The 24,277-nt window shown below is 43.3% G+C and carries 20 protein-coding genes, 1 tRNA gene and 2 pseudogenes; 13 read left to right on the forward strand and 10 right to left on the reverse strand.

The window, feature by feature from the left end; translation table 11 throughout:
- Positions 1-337: 337 nt before the first annotated feature.
- Positions 338-733, forward strand: a complete 396-nt coding sequence (locus LTAR_RS04905; protein WP_062421050.1) for a VanZ family protein — start codon at positions 338-340, stop codon at positions 731-733.
- A 49-nt stretch (positions 734-782) separates the two neighbouring features.
- Here the strand turns inward: LTAR_RS04905 and LTAR_RS04910 are convergent, their stop codons facing one another.
- The 4 genes from LTAR_RS04910 to LTAR_RS04925 all read right to left on the reverse strand — a co-directional run bounded on the left by LTAR_RS04910 (position 783) and on the right by LTAR_RS04925 (position 4,742).
- Positions 783-2,273: a hypothetical protein gene (locus tag LTAR_RS04910; RefSeq protein ID WP_062421051.1), complete on the reverse strand. Its 1,491-nt coding sequence runs from the start codon at positions 2,271-2,273 to the stop codon at positions 783-785.
- A gap of 265 nt (positions 2,274-2,538) precedes the next feature.
- A complete protein-coding gene (gene ppk2, locus LTAR_RS04915) occupies positions 2,539-3,456 on the reverse strand; it encodes a polyphosphate kinase 2 (RefSeq protein WP_081419812.1) in 918 nt (305 codons plus the stop codon).
- A gap of 61 nt (positions 3,457-3,517) precedes the next feature.
- Positions 3,518-3,865, reverse strand: coding sequence for a DUF4345 family protein (locus LTAR_RS04920; RefSeq protein ID WP_062421052.1), 348 nt, complete (start codon positions 3,863-3,865; stop codon positions 3,518-3,520).
- 19 nt (positions 3,866-3,884) lie between these two features.
- Complete coding sequence (locus tag LTAR_RS04925; RefSeq protein ID WP_062421053.1) at positions 3,885-4,742, reverse strand: DegV family protein; 858 nt, start codon at positions 4,740-4,742, stop codon at positions 3,885-3,887.
- Between the two features lie 222 nt (positions 4,743-4,964).
- Between LTAR_RS04925 and rarD the strand changes: the two genes are divergently transcribed.
- From rarD to LTAR_RS17710, 4 genes and pseudogenes are all read left to right on the forward strand, one after another.
- The gene (gene rarD, locus LTAR_RS04930; RefSeq protein WP_062421054.1) at positions 4,965-5,870 is read left to right on the forward strand and encodes an EamA family transporter RarD; all 906 of its coding nucleotides are present in this window, start codon (positions 4,965-4,967) and stop codon (positions 5,868-5,870) included.
- A gap of 24 nt (positions 5,871-5,894) precedes the next feature.
- Entirely contained in the window at positions 5,895-6,800 is a 906-nt protein-coding gene (rbsK, locus tag LTAR_RS04935) for a ribokinase (protein WP_062421055.1), read from the forward strand.
- 242 nt (positions 6,801-7,042) lie between these two features.
- A pseudogene (locus tag LTAR_RS17705) lies at positions 7,043-8,917 on the forward strand (PAS domain S-box protein); the annotation flags it as partial.
- Between the two features lie 645 nt (positions 8,918-9,562).
- Positions 9,563-10,069, forward strand: a pseudogene (locus LTAR_RS17710) (HD-GYP domain-containing protein); the annotation flags it as partial.
- Positions 10,070-10,085: 16 nt separating this feature from the next.
- Here LTAR_RS17710 and LTAR_RS04945 read toward each other — a convergent pair.
- Entirely contained in the window at positions 10,086-10,793 is a 708-nt protein-coding gene (locus LTAR_RS04945) for a ubiquinone/menaquinone biosynthesis methyltransferase (RefSeq protein ID WP_062421056.1), read from the reverse strand.
- Between the two features lie 174 nt (positions 10,794-10,967).
- On the opposite strand from LTAR_RS04945, the gene LTAR_RS04950 reads away from it, so the two are divergent.
- Positions 10,968-11,054, forward strand: a tRNA-Leu gene (locus tag LTAR_RS04950).
- 96 nt (positions 11,055-11,150) lie between these two features.
- Complete coding sequence (locus tag LTAR_RS04955) at positions 11,151-11,555, forward strand: septum formation initiator family protein (protein ID WP_062531924.1); 405 nt, start codon at positions 11,151-11,153, stop codon at positions 11,553-11,555.
- On the opposite strand, the gene LTAR_RS04960 is transcribed toward LTAR_RS04955, so the two are convergent.
- The 4 genes from LTAR_RS04960 to LTAR_RS04975 all read right to left on the reverse strand — a co-directional run bounded on the left by LTAR_RS04960 (position 11,552) and on the right by LTAR_RS04975 (position 16,805).
- Positions 11,552-12,208 carry an HAD family hydrolase gene (locus tag LTAR_RS04960; RefSeq protein ID WP_062421058.1) on the reverse strand — a complete coding sequence of 219 codons (657 nt, stop codon included), beginning with the start codon at positions 12,206-12,208 and terminating at the stop codon, positions 11,552-11,554. The two genes, LTAR_RS04955 and LTAR_RS04960, sit on opposite strands and share 4 nt — an antisense overlap.
- Positions 12,209-12,232: 24 nt before the next feature.
- Positions 12,233-16,033, reverse strand: a complete 3,801-nt coding sequence (locus tag LTAR_RS04965) for a GAF domain-containing protein (protein ID WP_062421059.1) — start codon at positions 16,031-16,033, stop codon at positions 12,233-12,235.
- A complete protein-coding gene (locus LTAR_RS04970; protein ID WP_158423391.1) occupies positions 16,030-16,404 on the reverse strand; it encodes an ATP-binding protein in 375 nt (124 codons plus the stop codon). Before LTAR_RS04970 ends, LTAR_RS04965 begins: the two co-directional genes overlap by 4 nt.
- Before the next feature lie 62 nt (positions 16,405-16,466).
- A complete protein-coding gene (locus LTAR_RS04975; protein WP_081419815.1) occupies positions 16,467-16,805 on the reverse strand; it encodes an STAS domain-containing protein in 339 nt (112 codons plus the stop codon).
- 109 nt (positions 16,806-16,914) lie between these two features.
- Here LTAR_RS04975 and LTAR_RS04980 point away from each other — a divergent pair, with 109 nt between their 5' ends.
- Complete coding sequence (locus LTAR_RS04980) at positions 16,915-17,991, forward strand: bifunctional transcriptional activator/DNA repair enzyme AdaA (RefSeq protein ID WP_062421062.1); 1,077 nt, start codon at positions 16,915-16,917, stop codon at positions 17,989-17,991.
- Between the two features lie 89 nt (positions 17,992-18,080).
- Here LTAR_RS04980 and LTAR_RS04985 read toward each other — a convergent pair whose 3' ends face one another.
- Positions 18,081-18,482, reverse strand: a complete 402-nt coding sequence (locus LTAR_RS04985; protein ID WP_062421063.1) for a hypothetical protein — start codon at positions 18,480-18,482, stop codon at positions 18,081-18,083.
- Between the two features lie 389 nt (positions 18,483-18,871).
- On the opposite strand from LTAR_RS04985, the gene LTAR_RS04990 reads away from it, so the two are divergent.
- The 5 genes from LTAR_RS04990 to LTAR_RS05010 all read left to right on the forward strand — a co-directional run bounded on the left by LTAR_RS04990 (position 18,872) and on the right by LTAR_RS05010 (position 24,151).
- Positions 18,872-20,050, forward strand: a complete 1,179-nt coding sequence (locus LTAR_RS04990; protein WP_062421064.1) for an ABC transporter substrate-binding protein — start codon at positions 18,872-18,874, stop codon at positions 20,048-20,050.
- A gap of 272 nt (positions 20,051-20,322) precedes the next feature.
- Positions 20,323-21,273 (forward strand): branched-chain amino acid ABC transporter permease, encoded by a 951-nt coding sequence (locus LTAR_RS04995; protein WP_062421500.1) that lies wholly within the window; start codon positions 20,323-20,325, stop codon positions 21,271-21,273.
- 11 nt (positions 21,274-21,284) lie between these two features.
- Positions 21,285-22,643, forward strand: a complete 1,359-nt coding sequence (locus LTAR_RS05000) for a branched-chain amino acid ABC transporter permease (protein ID WP_062421065.1) — start codon at positions 21,285-21,287, stop codon at positions 22,641-22,643.
- Positions 22,644-22,650: 7 nt separating this feature from the next.
- The gene (locus LTAR_RS05005) at positions 22,651-23,454 is read left to right on the forward strand and encodes an ABC transporter ATP-binding protein (protein ID WP_236686577.1); all 804 of its coding nucleotides are present in this window, start codon (positions 22,651-22,653) and stop codon (positions 23,452-23,454) included.
- The gene (locus LTAR_RS05010; RefSeq protein ID WP_062421066.1) at positions 23,444-24,151 is read left to right on the forward strand and encodes an ABC transporter ATP-binding protein; all 708 of its coding nucleotides are present in this window, start codon (positions 23,444-23,446) and stop codon (positions 24,149-24,151) included. The genes LTAR_RS05005 and LTAR_RS05010 overlap by 11 nt, the downstream gene beginning before the upstream one ends.
- Positions 24,152-24,277 lie beyond the last annotated feature (126 nt).

Below are 24,277 nucleotides of genomic sequence, written 5' to 3' on the forward strand. Positions count from 1 at the left end.
ACTGGATAAGGTTTCGAGCCCCTTCGCGCTCACAAAGACCTGTCGAAAGACGGGTCTTTTGATTTAAATCCAGTACCGATGGGAGGATCGGCATACTGGATAAGGTTTCGAGCCCCTTCGCGCTCACAAAGACCTGTCGAAAGACGGGTCTTTTGATTTAAATCCAGTACCGATGGGAGGATCGGCATACTGGATAAGGGTTCGAGCCCCTTCGCGCTCACAAAGATCTGTCGAAAGGCAGGTCTTTTGATTTAATCTCAAATTTTCAGTTGCGAATACCTGGTTTTATTTCTTACGTTCAAGAAGTGAAAATACCAGTAATAGATACAATTAACGAATGAAAAAACAAATCAACCAATTGCCTGAACGGTGGTGGCCTTCTCTATTGATTATGGGGGTGATATTCCTGGCGAGTTCCACACCGGGTAAGGAAATGCCGTCGTTTGGTCTGGCCGATACCCTTATCAAAAAGGGCGGACACATGACTGGCTATTTCCTTCTGACTCTTTCTGCGTTGAGGGGAATTCATCAATCGGGGAAGAAAGCTTCTGCTCTGGCAATGGCACTGGCGCTGCTATATGCCATCAGTGATGAATTTCATCAAACCTTTATTCCCGGAAGGCATCCTTCTGCTTTTGACGTACTTATTGATATGACAGGCGCCGGTCTGGCACTTTGGGCAGAACAGGCTTTTCCCTGGCTCAGGAAAATAATCGGAAGGGATAATCTTTAGTGTTTCTTTCCTGGTAATGAAGGTATTTTACCGGTTGAGACTCTTCTGATTATTCGTTGCTTTTCTGCTCTGCGACAGTTCCAGAATTTCTTCGATTCTTGAAAATAAAGATATAGAATAATCCGGCCACAACAATCATGCATCCTGCATAAATCACGAACATCCTGTTGGACATCCATGGACCCTGGGTCATGAAGTAATACTGGTACGGGAATTCAATCAGAGGGCCATGAAATTCTTCCACATTGATAGGCATCCAGATCTTTGAAACAATGAAAGCTGTCAAAGTAATCACCCAAAATTGCATTTTCCCCCAGTTCAAATCGTCCATTGCCTTGACGGTGAGGGCAATCACCAGCGGGAAAACGGGTGTCAATTGCCTTGATTCGCAAATCAGGATGAATTGAATAAAATAAAAAACAAGAAAAAGGGATAACCCCAAGCCAATTTGATTGGCGATTTGTGCGATTTTTCTCCAAAATAAAACAGCCAGGACAATAAAAACGCCGAAATACGCAAAATGGGCAACCAAGGAATTGAATGGCCGGATGACGGATGTCTGGAAGAACAACCGCAGGGTGGAATAGAGGGTCACTGTACCTTCATTACCAATCAAGAAGATGCCTACCTGAAGGAATAAAAATGTTGAAAGAGAAATGCTGAACCATTTTTTATCAAAATTTTGGCAGATTTTCTTGTGATCGTTGAAATTCCCATAACTGAATAATTCAACAGACCCGAAAAAGATAATCAGAAGAACTGATAGAACCGATACGGGAAACAGGGATTGAATTCGGGGAACAAGGTCAATCCTGATGGATGAGTCAACATAATAATGGAAGAAAATCAGTCCCACAATTACCATCAAAACAATGCAATACGCTAAAAAAATTGCGGTTTTACTTCGATGACGGAGATGGGTATTGGGGTTATTCTGCACCGGGAAAGCCAGCAAAAGGATTGACCCCAGGAAGAAATTCGGCCAGGTAAATGTCCCGAGGATCGAAACGGCCAATAAAGCTGCCGGTTTTTTCTTGAGGTAAAACAATAATTGCGAAATCCCGAGTACAAAAGCAGTCTGGTCAGTAAGAACGGGATAGTAAAAGAACATTTTCAGGAAACAATAATTAACCAGCAAGCCAACCACCATCAGCCACTGCCCGGTCAAACTGACATGAAATTCTTCGATTACTTTTGACCACAAAAAAGTCCCCAGGATTAGGACAATGGCATTGTAAATTCTGAAAGCCAGAATGATATTCGCGTAGGTTAATGGCTGGTGAATGACAGACATTCCAATAAAAATGATTGTAGATGGGACCAACCGCCCAAGATCATATCGTGGAAGGGACAGCAGGTATTTCAATGAAAAATTCTGGACAATATTTGTGTATCCAATTCCATCCCATCCGCGGCCATCGAAAACAGGAATGGTTTCACCGAAAAAGAAATTCAACAAACAGAACAGAATAACAAAAATAATGGACGCGACATCCACTCTGGTGATGATCTTAAGAAGTTTTGATAAAAATTTCTGCATGGTTTTCGTTGGTGTTTTTTGCTGACAATGTTTTCGGATGATTGACCTGTTATGAAGTGTTACCAATACTGAAAATCTTCAAATCACCAGATGACAGGGGATTGTTTTGCCCCCTCCATCATGATCAAAACAGATTTTATATTCTACGCATAAAACAGGATCGCAGATCGGTGTTTGATGAATAGACGTCAAAAATCGCAGAGGAATAATCCTCTGTGGCAACCTGTGTTATGGATGGTCTGTCACAATTTTACCGGATGTTTGGTCAGTAGATTTCTGGCACAAACATCTGAGAATTAATGGGCGGTCTCACATACCCGGTGTCTTTTTGCCGGGGCGGCAGCTCCAATGGCGGAGGAGTAAGGTCTTCATATTTGATCATACTCAGTAAATGATGGATGCAATTCAAGCGGGCGCGTTCCTTGTTATCCGAGTTGACAACCCACCACGGACTTTCTGGAAGATGGGTATAGAGAAACATCTGATCTTTTGCCCGTGAATACTCCACCCAGCGTTTTCGGCTTTCAAGATCCATGGGGCTGATCTTCCAGCGTTTTGTCGGGTCATTGATTCGATCTTTGAAGCGCCTTTCCTGTTCCTCATCACTCACGGAGAACCAGTATTTAATCAATATGATCCCGGCACGCAGAAGCAGGCGTTCAAATTCGGGGCAGGAATGCAAGAATTCTTGATATTCCGTTTCGTTACAAAAGCCCATCACATGTTCCACGCCGGCGCGGTTATACCAGGAACGGTCAAATAAGACTATCTCTCCCGCTGCCGGGAGGTGAGATACATACCGTTGGAAGTACCATTGAGTTTTCTCTTTTTCTGTTGGGACGCCCAGGGCTACCACCCGGCATATACGCGGGTTAAGGCATTCGGTGATTCGTTTAATGGTGCCGCCTTTTCCCGCAGCATCGCGGCCTTCAAACAGAACCACCACTTTCAATCCCTTAAACTTGACCCATTCCTGAAGCTTTACCAGTTCAATCTGCAATTTGGCCAGTTCTTTTTCATACTCTTTTGTTGTCAATACTTTTGAAGACTTACTGGCTTCGACTACGGTTTCAGCTTCTGGCTTCTGTTGATGAATGTGTTCTTCTTTTTCCTTATGTCCCCCGTGTGAATCTCCCCGGTTTTTTGACGATGCATGGGCGGACTCATCTTTCTTGTTTTTCATGACTGTATCCCTCCTGTGACGGTTGGATAACTTCTACAAAAAACAAATGATCATATATTGATTATATGACGAGTATTATCCCAAGCACAATTTCGGTTGCCAGGCTGATGATGTTTGATTTTTCGATAGAATGATCTAAAAACATTGAAATTACTCGAACCAGGGCTATTGCCAGATACATAATGCCTATAAGGCGGTATGTTTCAGGCACTTTTAATAGAAAAGGTGCTATTCCAAGTGCAATGAAAGCGGCTCCAAAAACTGCCCGGACTTCCGTAACGCCGCGTGGTCCGGCGATTGTTAAACCTGTGAAACCTTGTGCCGATTGTGGGGCGACTAAGGCAAGCACACCGGTAGCTGCTGTAGCAATCAGTGACAGGATTTTTAAAATGGATAGCAGATTAATCATAGTTTCCCTCTTAATGTTTTTACCATGGCATGATGGATGGAGATTCTTCTGTTATGCAAACCAGACCAACTGCCCCAGGGCCGATGTGTGCACCGATGACCGGATTAATTTCAACGCTCAATTTTGGTCCAAAAGGCAGAATATCTTTTACCTCTTCCCAGAACTGTTGTGCTTCCTGAATCGCATGTGTGTGCATTAAGGCTGCAATTTTAATTTTTGGCATTTTCTCCAGATACGTCCTCATCCGCAGAAATGCGCGTCGGCGGGTCAACACACGATCAGAGGCTGGAACACCATTGTGCATATGAAGAATGGGTGTAATCGAAAGTAAATTACCCATCATGTATACAGTTTTATTCATTCGTCCACTGCGTTTTAAAAAATCAAGAGTACCAAGGGCGGCAAACGAAAAGGTATTGAGTATCTGGTTTTCCAATTCTTTGATTATTTGTTGCATGGAAAAACCCCTGGCCGCTGATTTTGCTGCATTTAATGCTTGAAATCCGATTCCCAGACTCAACTGCTTAGAATCAAAAACTGTTACAGGTATGGATGTGAATTCCCTGGCTGCCTGTATCGCCGACGACATAACACCGCTTAATGTGGGGGAGAGATGAATGGAGAGAATTTCTGTTGCTCCCTTTTCGGCAAGATTTTTATACACCTTAATAAAATCAAAAGGACTGGGTGTTGCTGTTTGGGGAAAGGGGTTATAGCGAGGAAGATTCTTGTAAAATTCTTCCCGGGTGATATCCACTCCATCACGAAAACTCTTTGTTCCAATATTTACATACATGGGCACAACGGTAATATGGTTTTCATCCACCAGATTTTGCGGTAAATCACATGCACTATCAGTCACTATCGCTATGCTCATGATGTTCCCCTCTTTTTTGATCGGGTATATATGGTCGAATTTATATCAATATCCTAGCATGGAATGGTTGATATTTGTACTGGTTGTATAAGGGATCCGAATCACTGGTTTTTTTGTAATGATACAATTGCACTCTTGATTAATAACTTTCCGGAGTCATCCGTTGCAGTTTTCATGATGCCCGAGTCGAACAATCAGACAGAGTAAAGGTGGTCAATATAGATGAATAAAGGTATTTTTTACGCATTGAGTGCGTATATATTGTGGGGATTTTTCCCGCTTTATTTCAAAATGATCAGCATCGTTCCATCGCTCCAAATTTTGGGACACCGGTTTGTCTGGTCGTTTCTTTTTTTAATCTTACTTATCATGGCATTAAAACGTTTCCCTGAATTCCGAGCTTCAATCAACAAGAAAAATTTGATCACCTATTTTGGCGCCGGAGCGATTCTTGCGGTCAACTGGGGAACGTTCATTTATGCTGTCAATTCCGGGCATACGGTTGAATCAAGTCTTGGTTATTTTATTAATCCGATGGTCAGTGTTTTGTTGGGTGTGGTATTTCTTAAGGAAAGACTCCGCCTGTGGCAGTGGATTCCGGTTGGTCTGGCAGCCGTTGGAGTTTTCTATTTAACAGTGGTCTATGGCTCCATCCCCTGGCTGGCATTGATACTGGCATTCTCATTTGGTTTATATGGTCTGATTAAAAAAATCTCCCCATTGGATTCTCTCCCGGGGTTGACCCTTGAAACAGGTATGATCTTTCTTCCGGCACTGGTATATCTGATCATCCAGGAGTTTATAGGGGTAGGTTCATTTGGCCATACAGGATGGAGCACCGCCATTTTGCTGGCTGTCAGCGGTGTTGTTACAGCCATTCCACTGCTGCTCTTCGCCAGCGGTGCCCGGCGGATTAATCTTTCCACCATAGGCATTCTGCAATATGTTTGTCCGACCATTCAATTTTTCCTGGGAACATTTGTCTTTGGAGAGTTTTTTGATATCCATCGCCTGGTAGGATTTATCCTCATCTGGATTGCACTGATCATTTTTACAACCGAAACAATACTGAATCAACGGAATAAACTGAAGATTTCAGACCATCTCGAAATTCTTGAACCCGATTAATTTGTTTCTGGCAGGATGACGATCATGAATGTAAAAATACTGGTAATGGGCAGCTTGAATGTTGACCTGGTGGTAACTGCATCCCACCTTCCTCAAAAAGGAGAGACAATCATTGGCGGTTTATTCCAAACCCATCCCGGTGGGAAGGGAGCCAATCAGGCAGTTGCTGCTGCCCGTATGGGTGGAAAGATCAGTATGGTTGGTTCAGTGGGAAAAGATGCCTATGGGGATCAACTGTGTCGAAATTTGAAAGCAGAGGGAATTGATATCTGTTATGTTAATCAAATTGAAGAGATGTCAACAGGAGTTGCGGTCATCACCGTAGATTCTGAGGGGCAAAACACAATTGTGGTGGCTTCAGGTGCCAATTTTACTTTTTCTCCTGAAAATATTATCTCTGCCAGAGATGCATTTACCGGTGCATCGGTGTTTGTCACCCAGTTGGAGATACCGGTTCCAACCGTATTGGAAGGATTACGGTTGGCCAAACAGAATGGTGCTGTGACTATTCTTAATCCAGCTCCCGCCCAAAACCTCCCTGATGAGGTATTTGGTCTGGTGGATTACCTCATTCCAAATGAATTGGAATTATCCATGCTCACCGGCGAAACGAATCAGAAGACGGCTATTCAACAACTTCTTGATAAAGGTGTTCAAACCGTTATTGTTACACTTGGATCCAATGGTGCTGTTATCGCCACTCGTAATTCAATACAAATGATTCCTGCATTTCAGGTAGATGCTGTTGATACCGTAGCTGCTGGTGATGCTTTTATTGGAGCATTTGCCATTGGAATATCAGAAGCCTTATCTGTTAGACAGGCGGCCATTCTTGCCAGTGCGGCAGCGGCGCTTTCTGTCACTCGACATGGCGCACAACCTTCTTTACCTTGGAGAAGTGAGGTGGAAGATTTTTTGAAGAAACACTGATTAAACTGTAATAATCCATGAATTTTCTGACGAATTATATTTATCATACTTTTTAGTCAGAATTTATGGATGACCTTCCTTATTACCATTAGCATTTTATAAAGGAAATATGATTTTCATCTCTGTAAAAAATTTGTCGAATACCGTATCCTATTAAGGTAAGGTATGTTCTTTATATTAAATATGATGGCAAATTTACATTGAAAAACATCAGAATGGATTAACCTGATTCAATGCATAACATGCCTGAAGTTGATGAATCAAAAAAATCGATCCGTTTTGCGATCGTCCAGACTTTGGGGCTCACCTTTCTTGTTATAGTGGGAATTCTTCTTTTTTCAAGACTATGGATCAATAGGACCATAGAAAATGAAAAAGCGGCTATTCAATCGAATTTGATACAAATTATGACTCTGGTTCGTAATTCCATAGAACCAGATCTTGTTCTTTATCGAAATCATACTATCACCCGCGATGAAGCACGCGATGCAATCAAACTTAAACTAAAAAAAATGATCTATAAAGATAAGTACGGGGACAACTATATCTTTATGACAAATTACGAAGGCTACATTCTTGTTCAGCCTTACCAACCCTGGCTTGAAAACACCTATCAATGGAATATGCAGGATATTAATGGTGTGTACCTGGCTCAAGGATTATATAAAACAGCTCGAGAAAATAAGGATGGCGGTTTCTTTACGTATTATTACAAACCGCCCAATTTGCAAATTCCAGAAGAAAAGCTTACTTATGTAATCGACGTTCCGGAAATTGAATGTATTATGGGTACCGGAATGTATATGCGGTTGTATTATGAAGATCAGACAACAACCATACGTCAGATCACCTTTATTACTATTCTTCTTGCCTGTCTTGTTTTAATTATTACACTTTTTGGATTACAGAGAATACGGCTGACGGGTAAAAATCTTGAAAAAGAAATCATCAGGCGTGGGGAATATCAACAAAAACTGGCTGAATCAGAATCCAATCTCCGCACGGTTTTCAACTCCATATCTGATTCGCTTATTATTCATTCGGCTGAAGGCACGATAATCGAAATAAACAATCGCGTGCTTGATATGTTTGGCTGCCAGCGGGATCAGATTATTGGAGAAAATGTTGAAAAGATATCTGCTCCAGGTGAGTATGATCAGAACAAATTGGATGGATATTTCAAACAGGCTTTCGCAGACCATGATGTTTTATTCGAATATCAATGCAGAAGGCTTGACATGGGTGAAAAATTCTTTGTTGAAGTAGCTCTTCGAAAAGCAAATTGGTATGGCCAGAACGTAGTGCTTGCATTGGTTCGTGATATTCAAAAACGCAAATATATTGAACGTGAATTAACCCACAGTCAAATGATCAATGAACAGGCCGAAGAGTTTGGCATGTTTGGGCATTATTTCATTGATATGGAATCAAGGAAAGTTTCCTGGTCAAAAGGTCTATACAAAATTTTTGGACGTGACACGAACCTTCCAGCCCCTGATTTTGATGAATATGAGACCTTGATTGTTCCAGAAGATGTTGAAAAAACGATACGTATTCGAAAAGAGGCAAGGAAGAAATATGAAACAACCAAAATGGAATACCGAATACAACGGCCAAATGGAGAAATTCGGGATTTAATGGTTCAAACCAATTGGCTTAGTGATGGAACTAATTCACAACGTTACCTGATTGGGTCTATTCAAGATTTAACTGAAATGAATAAAGCCATACGAGAAATCAAACAGAATGAAGAAAAATTCCGCACTACAATGCAGCAGATGTCTGATGGGCTGATACTAATTGATGAAAGTTCAATAATTATTGAATGGAACGCGGCTCAAGAAAAATTAACGAATATGAAGGCCGATAACGTTCTTGGAAAACATGTCTGGGACGTTTTTCCAAAGCTTGGAATTACTGACACAGAAATGATAAAAGCCAGCACGCTGCAAAAAGAAATTCTCCGGACTATCGAAACTGGCGAATCGCAATTCTTTTCCAAACCCATTGAAGTTGCGCTTCAACAAAATGATGGTTCTAAACGGTTCGTTTTATTAACAATGTTCCCTATTAAATCCAGCAGTAGAGTTAAATTAGGGTTGATTTCTCACGATATTTCGGAGCAGAAGGCTTCTCTGGATAAGGTTAATCATGAACTTGAAAAACTGGCCAGCCTGCGCAGTATTGATGCCTCCATTTTAGAGAGGAGTACACCTGAAAAGACATTGCAGATGGTTTGCTCAATTGCTGTTAAATTACTGGGTGTGGATGCAAGTATTATTGTCGCCCAAATTTCAAAAGATGAATTGACAACCGCCTTCAAATCGTTGATCGACACGCCAGAAAATCCTGTTATTGGAGAATTGCTGCAATTGCAATTGGCTACAATTGAAAAACTTCAAGTCAAGAAAATTACCCCTGATATTCTTAAAACCATTAGTCAGATAAATCAAATTGACGAAAATACCGGTGAGACACTGCATCAGGTCATACTGCCTATTATTATGAACAGAAAGACCTGTGGGTATATTCAAACATTCTCTCGAAAGCCCATCCCTGATGACCAGGAATGGAACGATTATTTTGTCACATTGGCAGGGCAGACATCCCTGGCGATTGAGAATGTGACCCTGATCACGAATGAAGAACTGGCATACAACGAATTGAACCATGCGTATGAGGCAACCATTGCCGGGTGGTCAAAAGCTCTGGAATTGCGGGATGAAGAAACCAAAGGACACAGTGACAGGGTGATGTTCCTGGCGTGCAAGCTGGCCCGGCGGGCTGGATTGCCACACGATAAAATGACCAGTTTCAGACGGGGTGTCTTATTACATGACATCGGGAAAATGGGTATACCCGATCGCATATTGTTGAAACCAGGTCCTCTCACAGAGGATGAATGGAAGATCATGAAGCAACACCCCGGATTCGCCTATGATTTGTTATCAACCATTCCCTATTTGCATGATTCGCTGGAGGTCCCTTTCAGTCACCATGAGCGGTGGGATGGCAGTGGATATCCTCAGGGATTAAAAGGTGAAGAAATACCATTGGCGGCTCGAATATTTGCCATAGTTGATGTTTGGGATGCATTGATCTCAGATCGGCCGTATCGAAATGGCTGGGAACCTGAAAAAATTAAAGAATACCTGCTAGAAAACAAGGGAAAACAATTTGACCCGGAACTGGTCGAGCTCTTCCTGGATATGATTCAAAAACAGGAAGCCGGCATTGAAACGGATGAAGATAAGGATTGCGTGTTTTAAATTGCCTGGAAGAGAATCACTTTTTCCCCCAGTGAACAGCCATGGTTCCAAATTGAAACTTTTCAAATCCGACTGAATGGTAGCCCGTTTGTCTCATTTGTTCCGCCAGGCTGTTGGCAGTTACATGTTTTTGTGTTGATTCGGGCAGATACCGGTATGCATGAGCATCACCAGACACCAGTTTACCAACCAATGGAATAATCCATTTCAGGTAGATCATGATAAACGGATAAAAAATAGAATACCCTGGCGGTGTCGTATCCAGACAGATCATCATCGCTTGATCTTTTAGAACTCGCCGCTGTTCTGATAGCGTTGCATCAATATCAGGTACATTGCGAATTAAATATCCTGAAACAATCCCATCAAAAATGTCAGATGAAAAAGGAAGCGCCTGTGCATCGGCTACAACCCATTGAATGCCGGTACTTTTGTGATGATCCTTCCCATACTTCATCATTTCCATCGTTAAATCAGCAGCAATGATGGTTGCCTGTGGAGTAGTTGATCTGATCTCGCGAGCCAGGTCTCCGGTGCCCGCACCGAGATCAAGATACTGTTTGTAGTTCACTGGATGTAGTAAATTGACTACTTTCTTCCTCCAGATCTGATCCAGTCCAAACGTCATGATTCGGTTCATCACATCATAATAGGGGGCAATACGGCCAAACATTTGCCGAACATACGTACGTTTATCTTCATGAGAAGGAAGTATTCCGGTCATTTCGCAATTGTATCGTGAAGCCTGAAGATAATGCGTATATCGATAAAGAAGTGCGCTATTGTGAGGAATTTAATTCTCATTAAAAGTGGCATGGTAATCGAAGGTAAACATTTTTTTATCAAAGGTTGACAAAACCCCCTTTTCGGATAAAATACTTGCTAGCCAGAAGCTGTTGCCGAAGTGGCGGAACTGGCAGACGCGCTACGTTCAGGGCGTAGTGGGCGTACGCTCGTGAGGGTTCAAATCCCTCCTTCGGCACCAAAAAAGACCCCGCTTATGCGGGGTCTTTTCTTAGTCAGAGATCACTGGTAAGATAATTACACAACCATCTGGCTACCGGATTGACAGGTTTATCTCTTGAAAAATCTCCTAGCAAATCTCTGGCAGAACAAACGCCAACTGTTCATGGGGTTGGCTGTAATTTTCTTGCTCTTACTTTTCCTTGATCTAAATAACCGCATCGGCGAGTTATATACCCTTACAAATCAACGGAGTGTTATGCGCACTCAAGTTGAAATGCTCCAATCAACTGAAAAAGCCCTTCGGAAGCAAATTGCCTATGCCACATCCGAATCAGCTGTTGAAGAATGGGCTCGACAGGATAATAACCTGTCATTACCTGGAGATAAAGTGGTGATTCCACTCCCGCAGCCTGGTTATACGGTTGTTCCAACAGTTCAGCCTACACCCACTATGGTGGTTCTGGAAAACTGGCAGGTGTGGAAGCTGCTTTTCCTTGGTGAAAAATCCCCTTCACCTTAAATATTCAGGAAATCCCGCATCTGGTCTTCCGTTATATCTGTCAGGCGTTCCAAACGGATGGTAGCCTTCTCAAAGGCACTGATGGGGTGAGTGGTTGCCACTGTGATGCAACGCATTCCACCGGCCAGAGCTCCCTGCATTCCAGCGATGGAATCTTCAATAACAACACAGCGCGAAGGATCTGTCTGTAAGGCTGCTGCCGCCCGTAAGAACACTTTCGGATTTGGTTTTCCAACAATCTTGTTCCCACTCACTATGGCATCAAAGTAGTTGCTCAATTGAAATTCATCCAATGACAATGTGATATTCTCCATTGGCGCGGAAGAAGCAATTGCCTGCGGGAATCCATTTTGTTTAAACCATTTAAGCCAATCGAGAGCGCCCGGAAGCAATTTTAAGTTTCCTGGAATGTTTTGACAGAACCATTCTTCTTTTCGAAAATTGATATCATCTCGCATGGCAGGTTCAGGTTTTCTTCCGATGGCACTTTCAAGGACCGAATCATTATTCTGACCGAAAGTCTTTAAAAATTGACTGTAGGGAAACTCATATCCATATTCACGCATAACGAATACGAAAGAACGGTAATGTAGATCAGCTGAATCAACGATTACACCATCAAGATCCCACAAAATTGCACACGGCGAATTCATACCACATCTCCAATAAAAGTAAAATCAGCTCCGGTGTAAAACCAGTACTGTTACATCATCTGCATTGGGTGTTCCATCCCTGAATTGGAACAGGTCATTCTCGAGTGCCTGAGAAAAAGTACTCGAGCGGGTGATCCTGGTAGAAGCCAGGATTTTCATAAGTCGTTTACTGGAATAACTGATGCCATCTGGTGAAAGGGTATCTGTCACCCCATCGGTAAACATAACCAGGGCAGCCCCCGGTTCAATTTCAATAGAATGATCACGGTATTCCTGGTTTTCCAATACACCCAGGGCAATTTGCCCTTTTGGCAGCTCAACCACCTGGTTTGATCGTAGTTTAAGCAGGGGAGGATTATGCCCGGCATTCGCGTATCGAATTGTTCCCGATTGTTGGCTTCCGATGATGATCGTTGAGGTTACAAACATCCCGGTCGGGTTATCTTGCAAGAGCAAATCGTTGACTTTTTTCAATATCTGCCCGGGCGATAAATCTTTTTGAGCGAAAGATCGAATGAGGGTACGGGTGACTGTCATATATAGAGCCGCCGGCATTCCCTTATCGCTTACATCAGCAACCACAGCACAGAATGTGCCCGGTTTTAAAAAGAAAAAATCAAAAAAATCACCGCCCACTTGTCTTGCAGGCTGCCAGAGGCTGGAAACATCCCATCCTTTGACCTGGGGAAGATCACGTGGAAGGAATGTTTGTTGGATATCCCGGGCAAACTGAAATTCTTGTTGAAGTTTCTCATTCTCCAACTTTTTATCTTTGAGCATATCATTTTGAATTGCGAGTGTTGCCTGCCGGGCAATTCCTGTAAGCAGGTCCATCCTTTTTTCCAACATATTTCCGGCGACCGATTTTTCCAAAATGATCAGGGCACCAAGTATATCTCCCTTTTCACTCAAAGGAATACCAACAAGCCATCCGCCTTCAGGAGCTCTTTTATGGAGAGCATCTTTAAGGCGCATCGCATTTTTTATCTGAGGCCAATGGAGAGGTGTTTTCTCCCGGATGTTTAATGGGCATAAATAGATAGAATTTTGATCAGTGACCATATCCAACAGAGGGAAATCGCCATGAATCAGGCTGGTACCCAAAGATCGAATGGATTCATTGTCTATACCGATAAATCTTGTTAATGGCTCAAAACTGCTTTGATCTGTGTTCATGAGAAAAAGAGCAGCAGATTCAACCCCTGCCAGGATTCCTGTCAGGTCTAGTATCGAATCGAGGATTTTCGCCAGGTCTTCTTCTGATGAGACTGTTTGGGCTACCTGCAATAAAGCGGCCGCAATGTAGGCATCTAACTTTTGATTTTCAAATAATCGAAGGTTTTCGATGGCGGTGGCCGTTTGATTGCAAATGCCGGTAAGAACTTGAAGAGTGTCCTGAGAAAAATTGCCTCCATTTTCACAGCTGCCGACCCAGATCATACCTGTGATCTTGTCCCTGATCATCATGGGAATAAGTACACCGGATGATGAATCTTTCTCTGGCGTAAGACAAAATTCACTTTGCGTCAGATAGACTTTTATCGGCGAAGGTATTCTTGAAGCAAACAGGAATGCTGCATGCTGATCAGAGAATATTTTTGCTGGCAAAGCATCGGCAGCGAAACCGCTGGAGGCTTTGCGTTCGAAAATATTCAACGGAGTATTGTAATAATAGACGGCACAGTTCGCACATCCGATTAATTCTGGGATCAATTTTGCTGTGGTTTCAGATAATGCTGTTAAAGTTTGGGCTTCTTTATTGGCTTCCGCTACTTTTAATAAAACAGCTGAAATCCAGGCCTGTTCACGTATGGAACCATATAAGCGGTTATTTTGAATTGCCACTGCGGCATAACCGGCAAAAGTTTGAGTAATTTGTCGAGCTTCTGTGCCATACCGGTCAGGTTGATGGTGAGCCAATGTAAGAATCCCTACCACTTCACCACCAGCTCGTAATGGGGCGGCTATGGCAGAATAATCCTGCGGAAACCCCAGGGCTTCTCCCAGCGGACCCCGTGGATCAGATTGGGTTCGAATACGGGGCTCATCTGCCTCCATGGCTTCCGACACCCACTGCCCTACGGTTTCTTTGGTTTGATACGTTCGTCCCATTTGATGCGGCTGAATCCCGCGTGAAGCGGCCAGTGTTAAAAGGCAATCATCCCGGGCACTTGGAACAGCCAGCCAGATAGATGAGGCATCACAGGGTAAGACTTCCTGAAGTTTTTCCAGGATACGATCCATCAATTCTTCGACAGATGATCCATTGGATAAAATACCGGAAACATCACGAACGCTTTCAGCGACCTGCCGGCGGAATTGCTCAGATCGAAATAAAGTGGCATTGCGGATGGATGTGGCAATTCCAGCTGCCAGCGCTTCAAATAATGAACGATCATTATCGTCAAAAGCATTTACCTGATCGCTTTGAATATCCAGAATCCCCACCAATTCACCGGCTGCTTTTAATGGAATAGAAATTTCCGATCCGGCTGTGATTGAGAGGAATTCCGGCATCCGATACTGGGGTTCATGTGCCACATCATTGGATAGAAATGTTTTTTCTTCACGTGCCACCCACGGAAGAATGCCTGCCCTGTCATTTATATCGATGGTCAGGTTGGCATCACGATACGCCTGAATGCTTTTACCTGTGCCAGCCCGAAAAATGATCTTTCCTCTGCCTTTGTGAACTGTATATACATTTACCTGCAGGTACTGAAATTTCTGTTGAATGGTATTTACAATCTCGTTCAATAAAGAATCGAGATCAAGTATGGATGAGAGGGAATGAGAAATGTCAAAAACAGCTGAAATTTGTTCAGATTTTCGTTGGACGTCAGAAAAAAGTCTGGCGCCATCTATGGCAATGGCAATATTGTCTGCCAGAGTACGCAGAACAATGAGATCCATCTCATGGAATTCTCTGACTGCATCCGATTGAACATCCAACACACCCAAAAGGCAATCTTCAATCATTAATGGAAGGGCAACTTCTGACCGAGTTTTGGGAAGCGCTTTATGAAATTGATAAACGGATTGGCTCCCGGTATCTTCTACATATAATTCTTCTTTATGATCTGCTACCCAACCAATTACTCCCTGACCGGGAATGACATCCATCTTCTGGTTTTGTAGAAAGTCCTTTTCTGCCGAAACACATGAACGGCAGTGCAAAATCTCATCTTTTTCCTTAGTATAAATGGCAACATAATAATATTGAAATTTATCCCGTACTGTCTCAGCAATTTGGCAGCAGAGTGAATCAATATCTGTGATATTTGTTATCTTGTTTGAGATTTTTCGAACGATGGAAAGCTGTTCAACTCGCCAGCTTTTTAATACAGCCTGACGATAAATTTGCAATGACATGGCACATAATGCCAATAGTGATTCAATGGCAGAGATTTTTTCAGATGAAATGACGCTGCCGGGTTTTTCTTCAATATACAGAATACCCAGCATATCTTTTTGACAGATAACCGGCAGACTGGCGGAAAAAATATTCCCTGAATCCAGCAGAGTATTGCTTGATGGACTGTTGTTTGAACTAAAATGGGGAGATTTATCAAAAAATGTATCTTTTACTACCAGGGGAACCATCGATTGGTTGGAAACCAGATCAGAGGTATCTTCACCTGGAAGAGGATAAAACGGATGCGCAAACCAGAATTTTGATTTGACCTGGAACAAATCACTGATCACATCGCGTAGATATTGAGATTGTTCCTGTAGAGACCCCTTTTGTAATAGCGTTTCTGCCGTTTCGAGAAAACGCTTCCAATCAGAATCTACCGGAAGGGATTTCTCAGAAACGGATTTCATGAAATCCGCCCGGCTTTCTTTACCATCGTCAGGATATTCCCGGTGTTGCCTGCAAATTCGAAACGCACAGAGTCCATCCACCGGCGCATGAAGAAGAGTCCAAGACCATGATCTGGTCTATCTTCAAGAGAGAGTTCAAATTCAGGTGCTTCGACCATGTCAGGATCAAATGGCTTTCCTGTGTCTTGCAACCGCACTGTCAATTCGCCTGGCTTTGAAATACAATCGATCTCGATTTTCCCCTGATTTTCACCGCCATACGCATGTTCAATAATATTAGAGCAGGCTTCATCGACAGCTGTTTCGACCTGATAGATGGATCGATCATCCAGATTGGCTGCTTTCCCCGCTTGATGAATGAGAACACTCACATCGGAAAGACAATCAAAACATGCTGAAAAGGTTTTTTGAAAATGTACCGGTTCCAAGGTGTTTAAAAACTGCCAACAGCAGATATTACATCATCAAAGATGGGGAACAGAGGTATAAATCCAGCCAGATCCAAGGCAGAATGTATATTGGATGGAACAGAAGCCAGAACAACAGCACCACGGTTATACCGTTTGCAGGCTTTTTGTGCATTAATCATGGCACGCAACCCGGCGCTGGACATAAAGTTGACATTCGCTAAATCAAGAATTATATGGAAACGGCCAGATTCGATGAGTGATTCAAACGCTGCATTAAGTTGTGGGGCTGTTGAGCTATCCACACGTCCTTCGACATGAATGACATCGCACCGTTTAAACTGGCTTGTGGTTACATTCATCATGTTCCTCCAATTTATAAGCTGAGCAAAAAGATTATAACATGCCAAAAATCCATTGTTTGAATCGGTAAAACGGATAGAAAAACTATAAGGATGGAATAAGATAGGTCATATGCAGAAAATATCTTTACTAGCGGATGAGAGTATTCTCTGGGAGGCTGTTCTCGCAAAAGATCATGACTGGGACGGTAAATTTGTATTTGGCGTTAAATCTACCGGGATATTCTGTATGCCATCTTGCCCGGCCAGACGACCGTGTCAATCTTCTGTATTGTTCTTCGCAACATCAGAAGACGCAAAAGCTGCCGGATATCGCCCTTGCAAACGCTGCCATCCAGATCAATTTATTCCACCGGAAAAGGAATACCAGAAACTGATTCAAATATTGGATTCAATCGAACCAGGCAAAATAACCGTCAAACAATGGGCTGATCAGGGTGAAGTTTCAGAAGAAAAACTTCGAAATCTGATTATGAGGTTTTCAGGGCTTAACCCCAAAAAATACCTATGGATGAAGAAGATTGAATCTTTTAAGAGGAAAATTTCTTCTGGCGACGAGATTTTATCGGCACAGATTTCATCAGGTTTTGGTTCATCCAGCCGGTTATATGAAAAAGCCGGTAAATTTCTGGGAATGACGCCCGGCGTCTACAAAAAAGGAGGAAAAGGAATGGTGATTCGATACGTCTTTATTGAAACACCGTTGGGACAGATTCTTATTGCCGGTACAGAACGGGGTGTATGTTTTATTCAGTTTGGCGATTCAAAAGAAGAACTTATCAGGTTACTGATGAAGGAATTTCCAGCGACAGAGGTGATTCCTCATACTAATGAATTGACAGATTGGGTAAACCAGCTTGAAGACTACTTTTCTGGGAAACCGGAAAAACTTCAGATTCCACTTGATGTGCAGAATACGGATTTTCGTCTACGAGTCTGGCATGAGTTACAGAAAATTCCATTTGGAGAGAAACGAAGTTATTCTGACATAGCGAAAAACATTGGCCAACCGAAAGCCGTTAGAGCTGTAGCTTCCGCCTGTGCGGCCAATCCAGTAGCCATTGTCACACCCTGTCACAGGGTGGTTCATGAAGATGGCAGTATCAGTGGATATCGATGGGGAATTGAACGGAAAAAAGCGATCTTGGAATTTGAAGAAAAATCTAAACGGCTTCAAGATAAAAAGTAAGCAGTATCACAACGTTATTTTTCTTCAAAGAAAACGAATGTTGACAAGAAAAAGCCGGTGCAGCTTGGCCGCACCGGCTTTGATCGTCTTTATTTCGATTCGGAAAGCACACTCATCCGAATCTCTGGTTGTTCAAAATACCAGAGGAAGAACCATGAAACAATGATAGATAGAATAGTTATGATAATGTAGGCAGTATTAAAAACCTGACCATTATCAGTATTCAAAACCGTATGCGGCATCAGCATAAGCAAACGGCTGATGATATTGAAACCCTGTGCAAATGAAAGCAGATACCAGGGCCATGATTCTGGATTGTGCCTGACCATTAATTCGAACGTCGCAAAAACTGCCAAAAACGCCAACAAAACAGGAAGCCACCATTCCTGAGTTGTAGTTGAGTATGATTCTGGAGTAAATGCGACAAGGGGGATTAATTGCAGGATAAAAAAGGGAATGAGCAAACTGCGTTTGAGGACAGTTTTCTTCACGGGCCTACCTCCTGGCTTTAAGTTGTTAATTAGAAGATTATATGAGTGGGGATAATTTATGTCAAGTTTGAAATATCAGCTAAAGAATAGATTAAATACATTCTTCCTTGACAACTTACAATATCGCAAGTATATTATCAAGAACCATTAAGCTGATGTTAAATTATCAGCTTGTAGATGTATTTCAGGTTTTCACACCTGAAAGAATGCAATCCCCGTTATCTCTGAATTAAATAATTTGTAAAAACCAAATCGCGATTGGAGGTGATCTGGCGCAGCTAAGGTGATTCATTTTTTTTGGTCATGCTGTAGAAGGATTTGCAGTCCTTATGCAGTTGGTTGGGTTAATTAGTAAGTTGCTTAATTATCCAAAAGGAGGAGAAGTTAATATGCGTGCTTTCAAAGTTTTTGGTCTATTGATGGTTGTTGTTATGGTTCTCTCAGCCTGCGCACCTGCTGCAGCTCCGGCTGCCGGTGGCGCTGCTGCTGGTGGCGAAATTAAAATCGCCATTCTGGCTCCCTTGAGCGGCCCTGTTCCTACCTTCGGTCTGTCAACCAAGGAAGGCGCTACACTGGCTGTGAAAGAATGGAATGATAAAGGTGGCGTTTTAGGCAAGAAAATTGTCGCTATCGTTGAAGACTCACAGTGCACCCCTGACCCAGCCGTCAATGCGGCCAACAAAGTCATCAACCAGGACAAAGTCAAATACATCGTTGGCGAAGTCTGCTCCAAAGCTTCCATCCCTGTATCTGAAATTGCCAATGAAAAGAAGGTTGTCCAGATCTCCGGTACCTCAACCAACCCCAGTGTTGTGCGCGATGCAGCCGGCAAAGTAAAACCCTTCACCTTCGTTGCCTGCTTCAATGATGACACACAGGGTAAAGTAATTGCCAAATTCGCCAAGGAAAACATCAAAGCGAAAACCGCCTTCATTATGCTCGATCAGGCCAATGACTATGTAAAGGGTCTGGCTGAATATTTCGAAAAATACTTCACCGCTGATGGTGGAACCATTGTTGGAAAAGAAACATACACCAGCAAAGATACCGACTTCTCCACCGTTCTGGCAAAAATCGCCGAAGCCAAACCAGATGTCGTAGTACTCCCTGATTACTACAACATTGTCAACCTGGTGACCAAACAGGCCAAGGAAAAAGGTATTACCGCTCCATTCATTGGTGGTGATGGATGGGATTCTCCTGATCTTGATCCCAAGGCTGCTGATGGTGGTTTCTTCACCAACCACTACTCTCCAACCGAAGACCGCGAAAAAGTTAAGACATTCGTGAAGAATTATGGCGAAGCCTACAAGAATGATAAAGGCGAACCAAAAACACCGGATGCTCTGGCCGCCCTTGCGTATGACGCCACCAATATTTTGATCGAAGCCATTTCCAAAGCCGGCGAAGATGATGCCACCAAAGTTGCTGATACCATCGCCAAAGGCAAATTCGAAGCTGTTTCCGGTTCCATCACATTTGATGAATTCCACACCCCCATCAAACCGGTTACCGTTATCGCTGTGAAAGACGGAAAAGTTACCTTCAACTCACAGGTTATGCCGTAATTCAAAAAACCAATTTGTGCTTATAGAATATGGAGGGCAGCAATGCCCTCCATATTCGAGTTTATTCCACGTAACATAAGAGGAGTCAGGAGATGCAGAACACTTTAGTCGAGCAGAATTCTCCACCCGTAGATTTAAAACCTAGGATGTCGCTGGCCTGGGTTGGTAAGGCTTTTTTGATAGCTTTATCTTTGTTGATTGTTTATTTACTGGGAACAAATCTGGCGAAGAATCCATCCCTGTTTGCCAATATCATCCTTAGCGGCCTGCAGATGGGTTTTGTTTATGCCATGATCGCTTTGGGTTACACCATGGTTTACGGTATTGTCAAATTGATCAACTTTGCCCATGGTGATGTTTTTATGGTGGGTGCGTTTGTCAGCTATTATCTGGTCTACAGATTTAACTTCCAAAACTGGCCTGCTTTGTTTTTCCCCGATATGCCACCGATGGTAGTTGTGGTAATCGGGACGATCAGTGTAATTATTATTGCCATGATCGTTTGTGTTTTACTTGCAACAACCATTGAACGTGTTGCTTATAAACCACTCCGAAATGCCCCCAGAATTGCCGCCCTGATCACAGCAATTGGCGTTTCATTCTTCTTGGAATTTTTCGGGGCCTTGAATTTTGTATTCTCACCCCGTTTTATCCCTTACACCCGCCCATTTGAAGTGGTTGCCTGGTACATTGATGGTTCAGGTATTCATTCGATTGTCGCAGGAACCCAACCCCCCGCAAATGCCATTACCTTTTCCAATATCTTCTTGATTATTATGATCGTGTCTATATTGGTCCAGATTTTCCTGCAATTTCTGGTCAAGCAGACGAAGATGGGAATTGCCATGCGGGCTGTTTCTTATGATAAGCCAACCGCCCGTCTGATGGGTATTAATGTTGACCAGGTTATTTCCTTCACGTTTGCCATTGGTGCGGCTTTTGCCGGATTGGGCGGTGTGTTGTATGCCATCGCTTATTCATCCATTAATACTCAAATGGGTATCCTGCCTGGTTTGAAAGCCTTCGTCGCGGCCGTTCTTGGCGGTATTGGAAGTATCCCTGGCGCTTTTGTTGGCGCATTGATCATGGGACAGGCAGAGGCATTAACAATGGGCTTCATCTCAACGCCCATGCGTGATGCTGTGGCTTTTGCCATTTTAATTATCGTTCTTCTGGTTCGACCAACAGGTATTTTTGGTGAACCCGAAAATGAGAAAGCCTAGGAGAGAGCCACATGGAACTCGGTTTTCTAATTGGATCTGTAGTAAAAATCGGCGCCATCTTGGCCTATTTATACGGCCTTCTCTGGGTTTTGGGGCATAAAAAATTATGGGTCAAAATTGTTGGTGTTGTGGCGGCATTCGCCATTGTACAGCTGGCATTTACCATCACCATTGGTGATAGCACCATTCTCAACGAGTTTGACAGTGGTCTGGTATTCCAGGCAGCATCCATGACGATGATTGCCCTTGGGTTGAATCTCATCTATGGGTTCAATGGTCAATTCAGTCTTGGGCAATGGGGTTTTTATGGGATTGGCGCTTATACCGCAGCTGATATCACATTCCGATGGATCAACGGTGATAGCCGTGGGTTGCTGGTAGTGGGTATTGGCTCCATTCTCGGGGCGGTTATGATCCTGGGTATTCAGAAATGGTTAAGCCGTCTTCGCGGCGTACCCGTACTTTCCGCTTTTACATTCTATTTGTTTGGAAGTGTACTGGTAGGTGCGGTGGCTGTTGTTATCGGAAATGCCCTGAATCCGGCGATTTCTCCATTACTGGGATCCGCCTATGAACCCGGTCCACTTTCGCAAGGCATTTGGCTGCAAATTGTTTATTTCCTGGCGATCATCTTTGCTGGAGTGTTCGCCGGTGAGGTGAGCTTCCTTTTTGGTTTGCCCGTACTTTCACTTGGTTCGGATTACTTCGGTATTGCCACACTTGGCTTTACCATCATTGTGAATACACTGATGCTTAACTCCGACACCATATTGCCATTCCCTGAAATGAAGGGCGGCCGCGGTATGATCGGCATTCCCAAGTTGACCACCTGGTTCTGGGCATTCTTCTTCATGCTCATGGTGATCATCATCATGCGGAATGTTATCCATTCTTCCACCGGGCGTACTATTCTGGCTGTCCGAGAAGATGAAACTGCCGCAAAAGCAATGGGTATTGATCTGGCAAGCACAAAATTGTTGACATTTGTCATCGGCAGTTTCTTCGCAGGTATCGGCGGTGGCGTTTATGCACACTACATTGGCTTTTTAAGCCCCGGTACTTTTGACTTTCTTGCTGGATTCAATCCGTTGATCATTGTGGTTTTTGGCGGCCTGGGCAGTATGACCGGAACTATCGCAGCTTCCTTCGGCTGGATATTCTTCCTCGAAGGTTTGTTGCGTGTACTTCTTGGTCAGATGGGTCCTGATGCACCGACCTGGCGGTTTGTGTTATATCCAATAGTTCTCCTTCTGCTTATGCTGATCAGACCTCAGGGTTTGCTGGGTACAGTCGAATGGGGTTTTTTGAAGGCTCCTTTTGTAAGACCACGAGAGAATCAACATACTGCATCTGATGTGGTAGAAGGTTGATGGAGGAATGATGATGACACCTGTAAATCCCTCTACACCTGTCCTTGAAGTAACCGGATTGGCCAAGATTTTTGGTGGTCTTCGTGCTGTTAGTGATTTCAACATGACCATCCAAAAAGGTGAACTGGTCGGATTGATTGGCCCCAACGGTGCAGGAAAAACTACCGCCTTCAATATGATCACCGGTTTGTACTTCCCAACACACGGAGAAATCAAATTTGAAGGAACCTCTGTGGTTGGACTTCAACCTCACGAAATCACCCGTATGGGTATTGGCCGCACGTTCCAGAATATTCGCCTTTTTTCAAACCTTTCCGTTTTGGATAATGTACGCATTGCTTATCATTTTCATTCTGGTTACAGTCTGACGGATGGAATTCTTCGCAATGCCAATTATTCTAAAAATGAAAGAGAATTGACAGAAAAGACACAGGATTTTCTTTCTATTTTTCACTTAAACAAATTCGAAGGGGAAATTGCCAAAAACCTGCCGTATGGTCAGCAAAGGCGTTTGGAAATTGCCCGTGCACTGGCCTGTAATCCGCACCTGTTATTGCTCGACGAACCGGCTGCCGGCATGAACCCCAAAGAAATAACAGAATTAATGGATCTGATCCATTTTATCCGTGAAAAATTTGACCTGACTATTCTGCTTATTGAACACCAGATGCGTTTGGTGATGGATATCTGCGAGAAAATTACTGTACTTGATTTCGGCGAAGTAATCGCCCGCGGTACTCCTGTTGAAATTCAAAATAACCCGAAGGTGGTAGAAGCATACCTGGGTAAGGGAGCTGCCAATGTTGCTTGATGTAAAGAATCTGAATGTATACTACGGCGCCATTCATGCCCTTCAGGGAATATCTTTCCATATTGAAGAAGGCGAGATTGTTTCACTGATTGGAGCTAATGGCGCAGGGAAATCAACCACTCTGCGAACGATTTCTGGAATCCTGCGACCGCGCAGCGGGAGTGTTCATTTCAAGGGTGAAGATATCACCACTACGCCGGCTGAACAAATTGTCCGCCGGGGGATCAGTCATGTGCCCGAAGGCCGGAAAATTTTCGCCCCACTGACGGTTCGTGAAAATCTTGAAATGGGCGCTTATACCCGAGATGATCCAGATGAAATCCAAAAATCAATGGATCGTGTTTTTGTGAGCTTCCCCCGTTTGAAGGAACGTTTGAATCAACTGGGTGGAACGCTTTCTGGCGGTGAGCAGCAGATGCTGGCTACCGGTCGCGGCATGATGAGCAAACCTTCTTTGATATTGTTAGATGAACCTTCTATGGGCCTGAGCCCAATACTTGTGGAAGAAATTTTCAACATCATCAAAGAAATTAATTCACAGGGAACCAGTATTTTACTGGTGGAACAGAATGCCCTTATGGCTCTTTCCATCTCCAATCGTGCTTATGTTTTGGAAACCGGACGGATCGTACTGGAAGGTAATGCAGATGACATTAAAAACAATCCCCAGGTGAAGTCTGCATATCTGGGCATATAACATTATCTTTCGTTCCGATGATCGAGTTTATCGGAGGAGAAGAATAGACGAAACAGGGGTGGGAAATTTCCCACCCCTGTGGTTTTTAACAATCTGGTGATTTAATTGCGAAAGAAATCGGTATTA

Source organism: Leptolinea tardivitalis (genome assembly GCF_001050275.1).
In the GTDB taxonomy this organism is placed as follows: Bacteria; Chloroflexota; Anaerolineae; order Anaerolineales; family Anaerolineaceae; genus Leptolinea; species Leptolinea tardivitalis.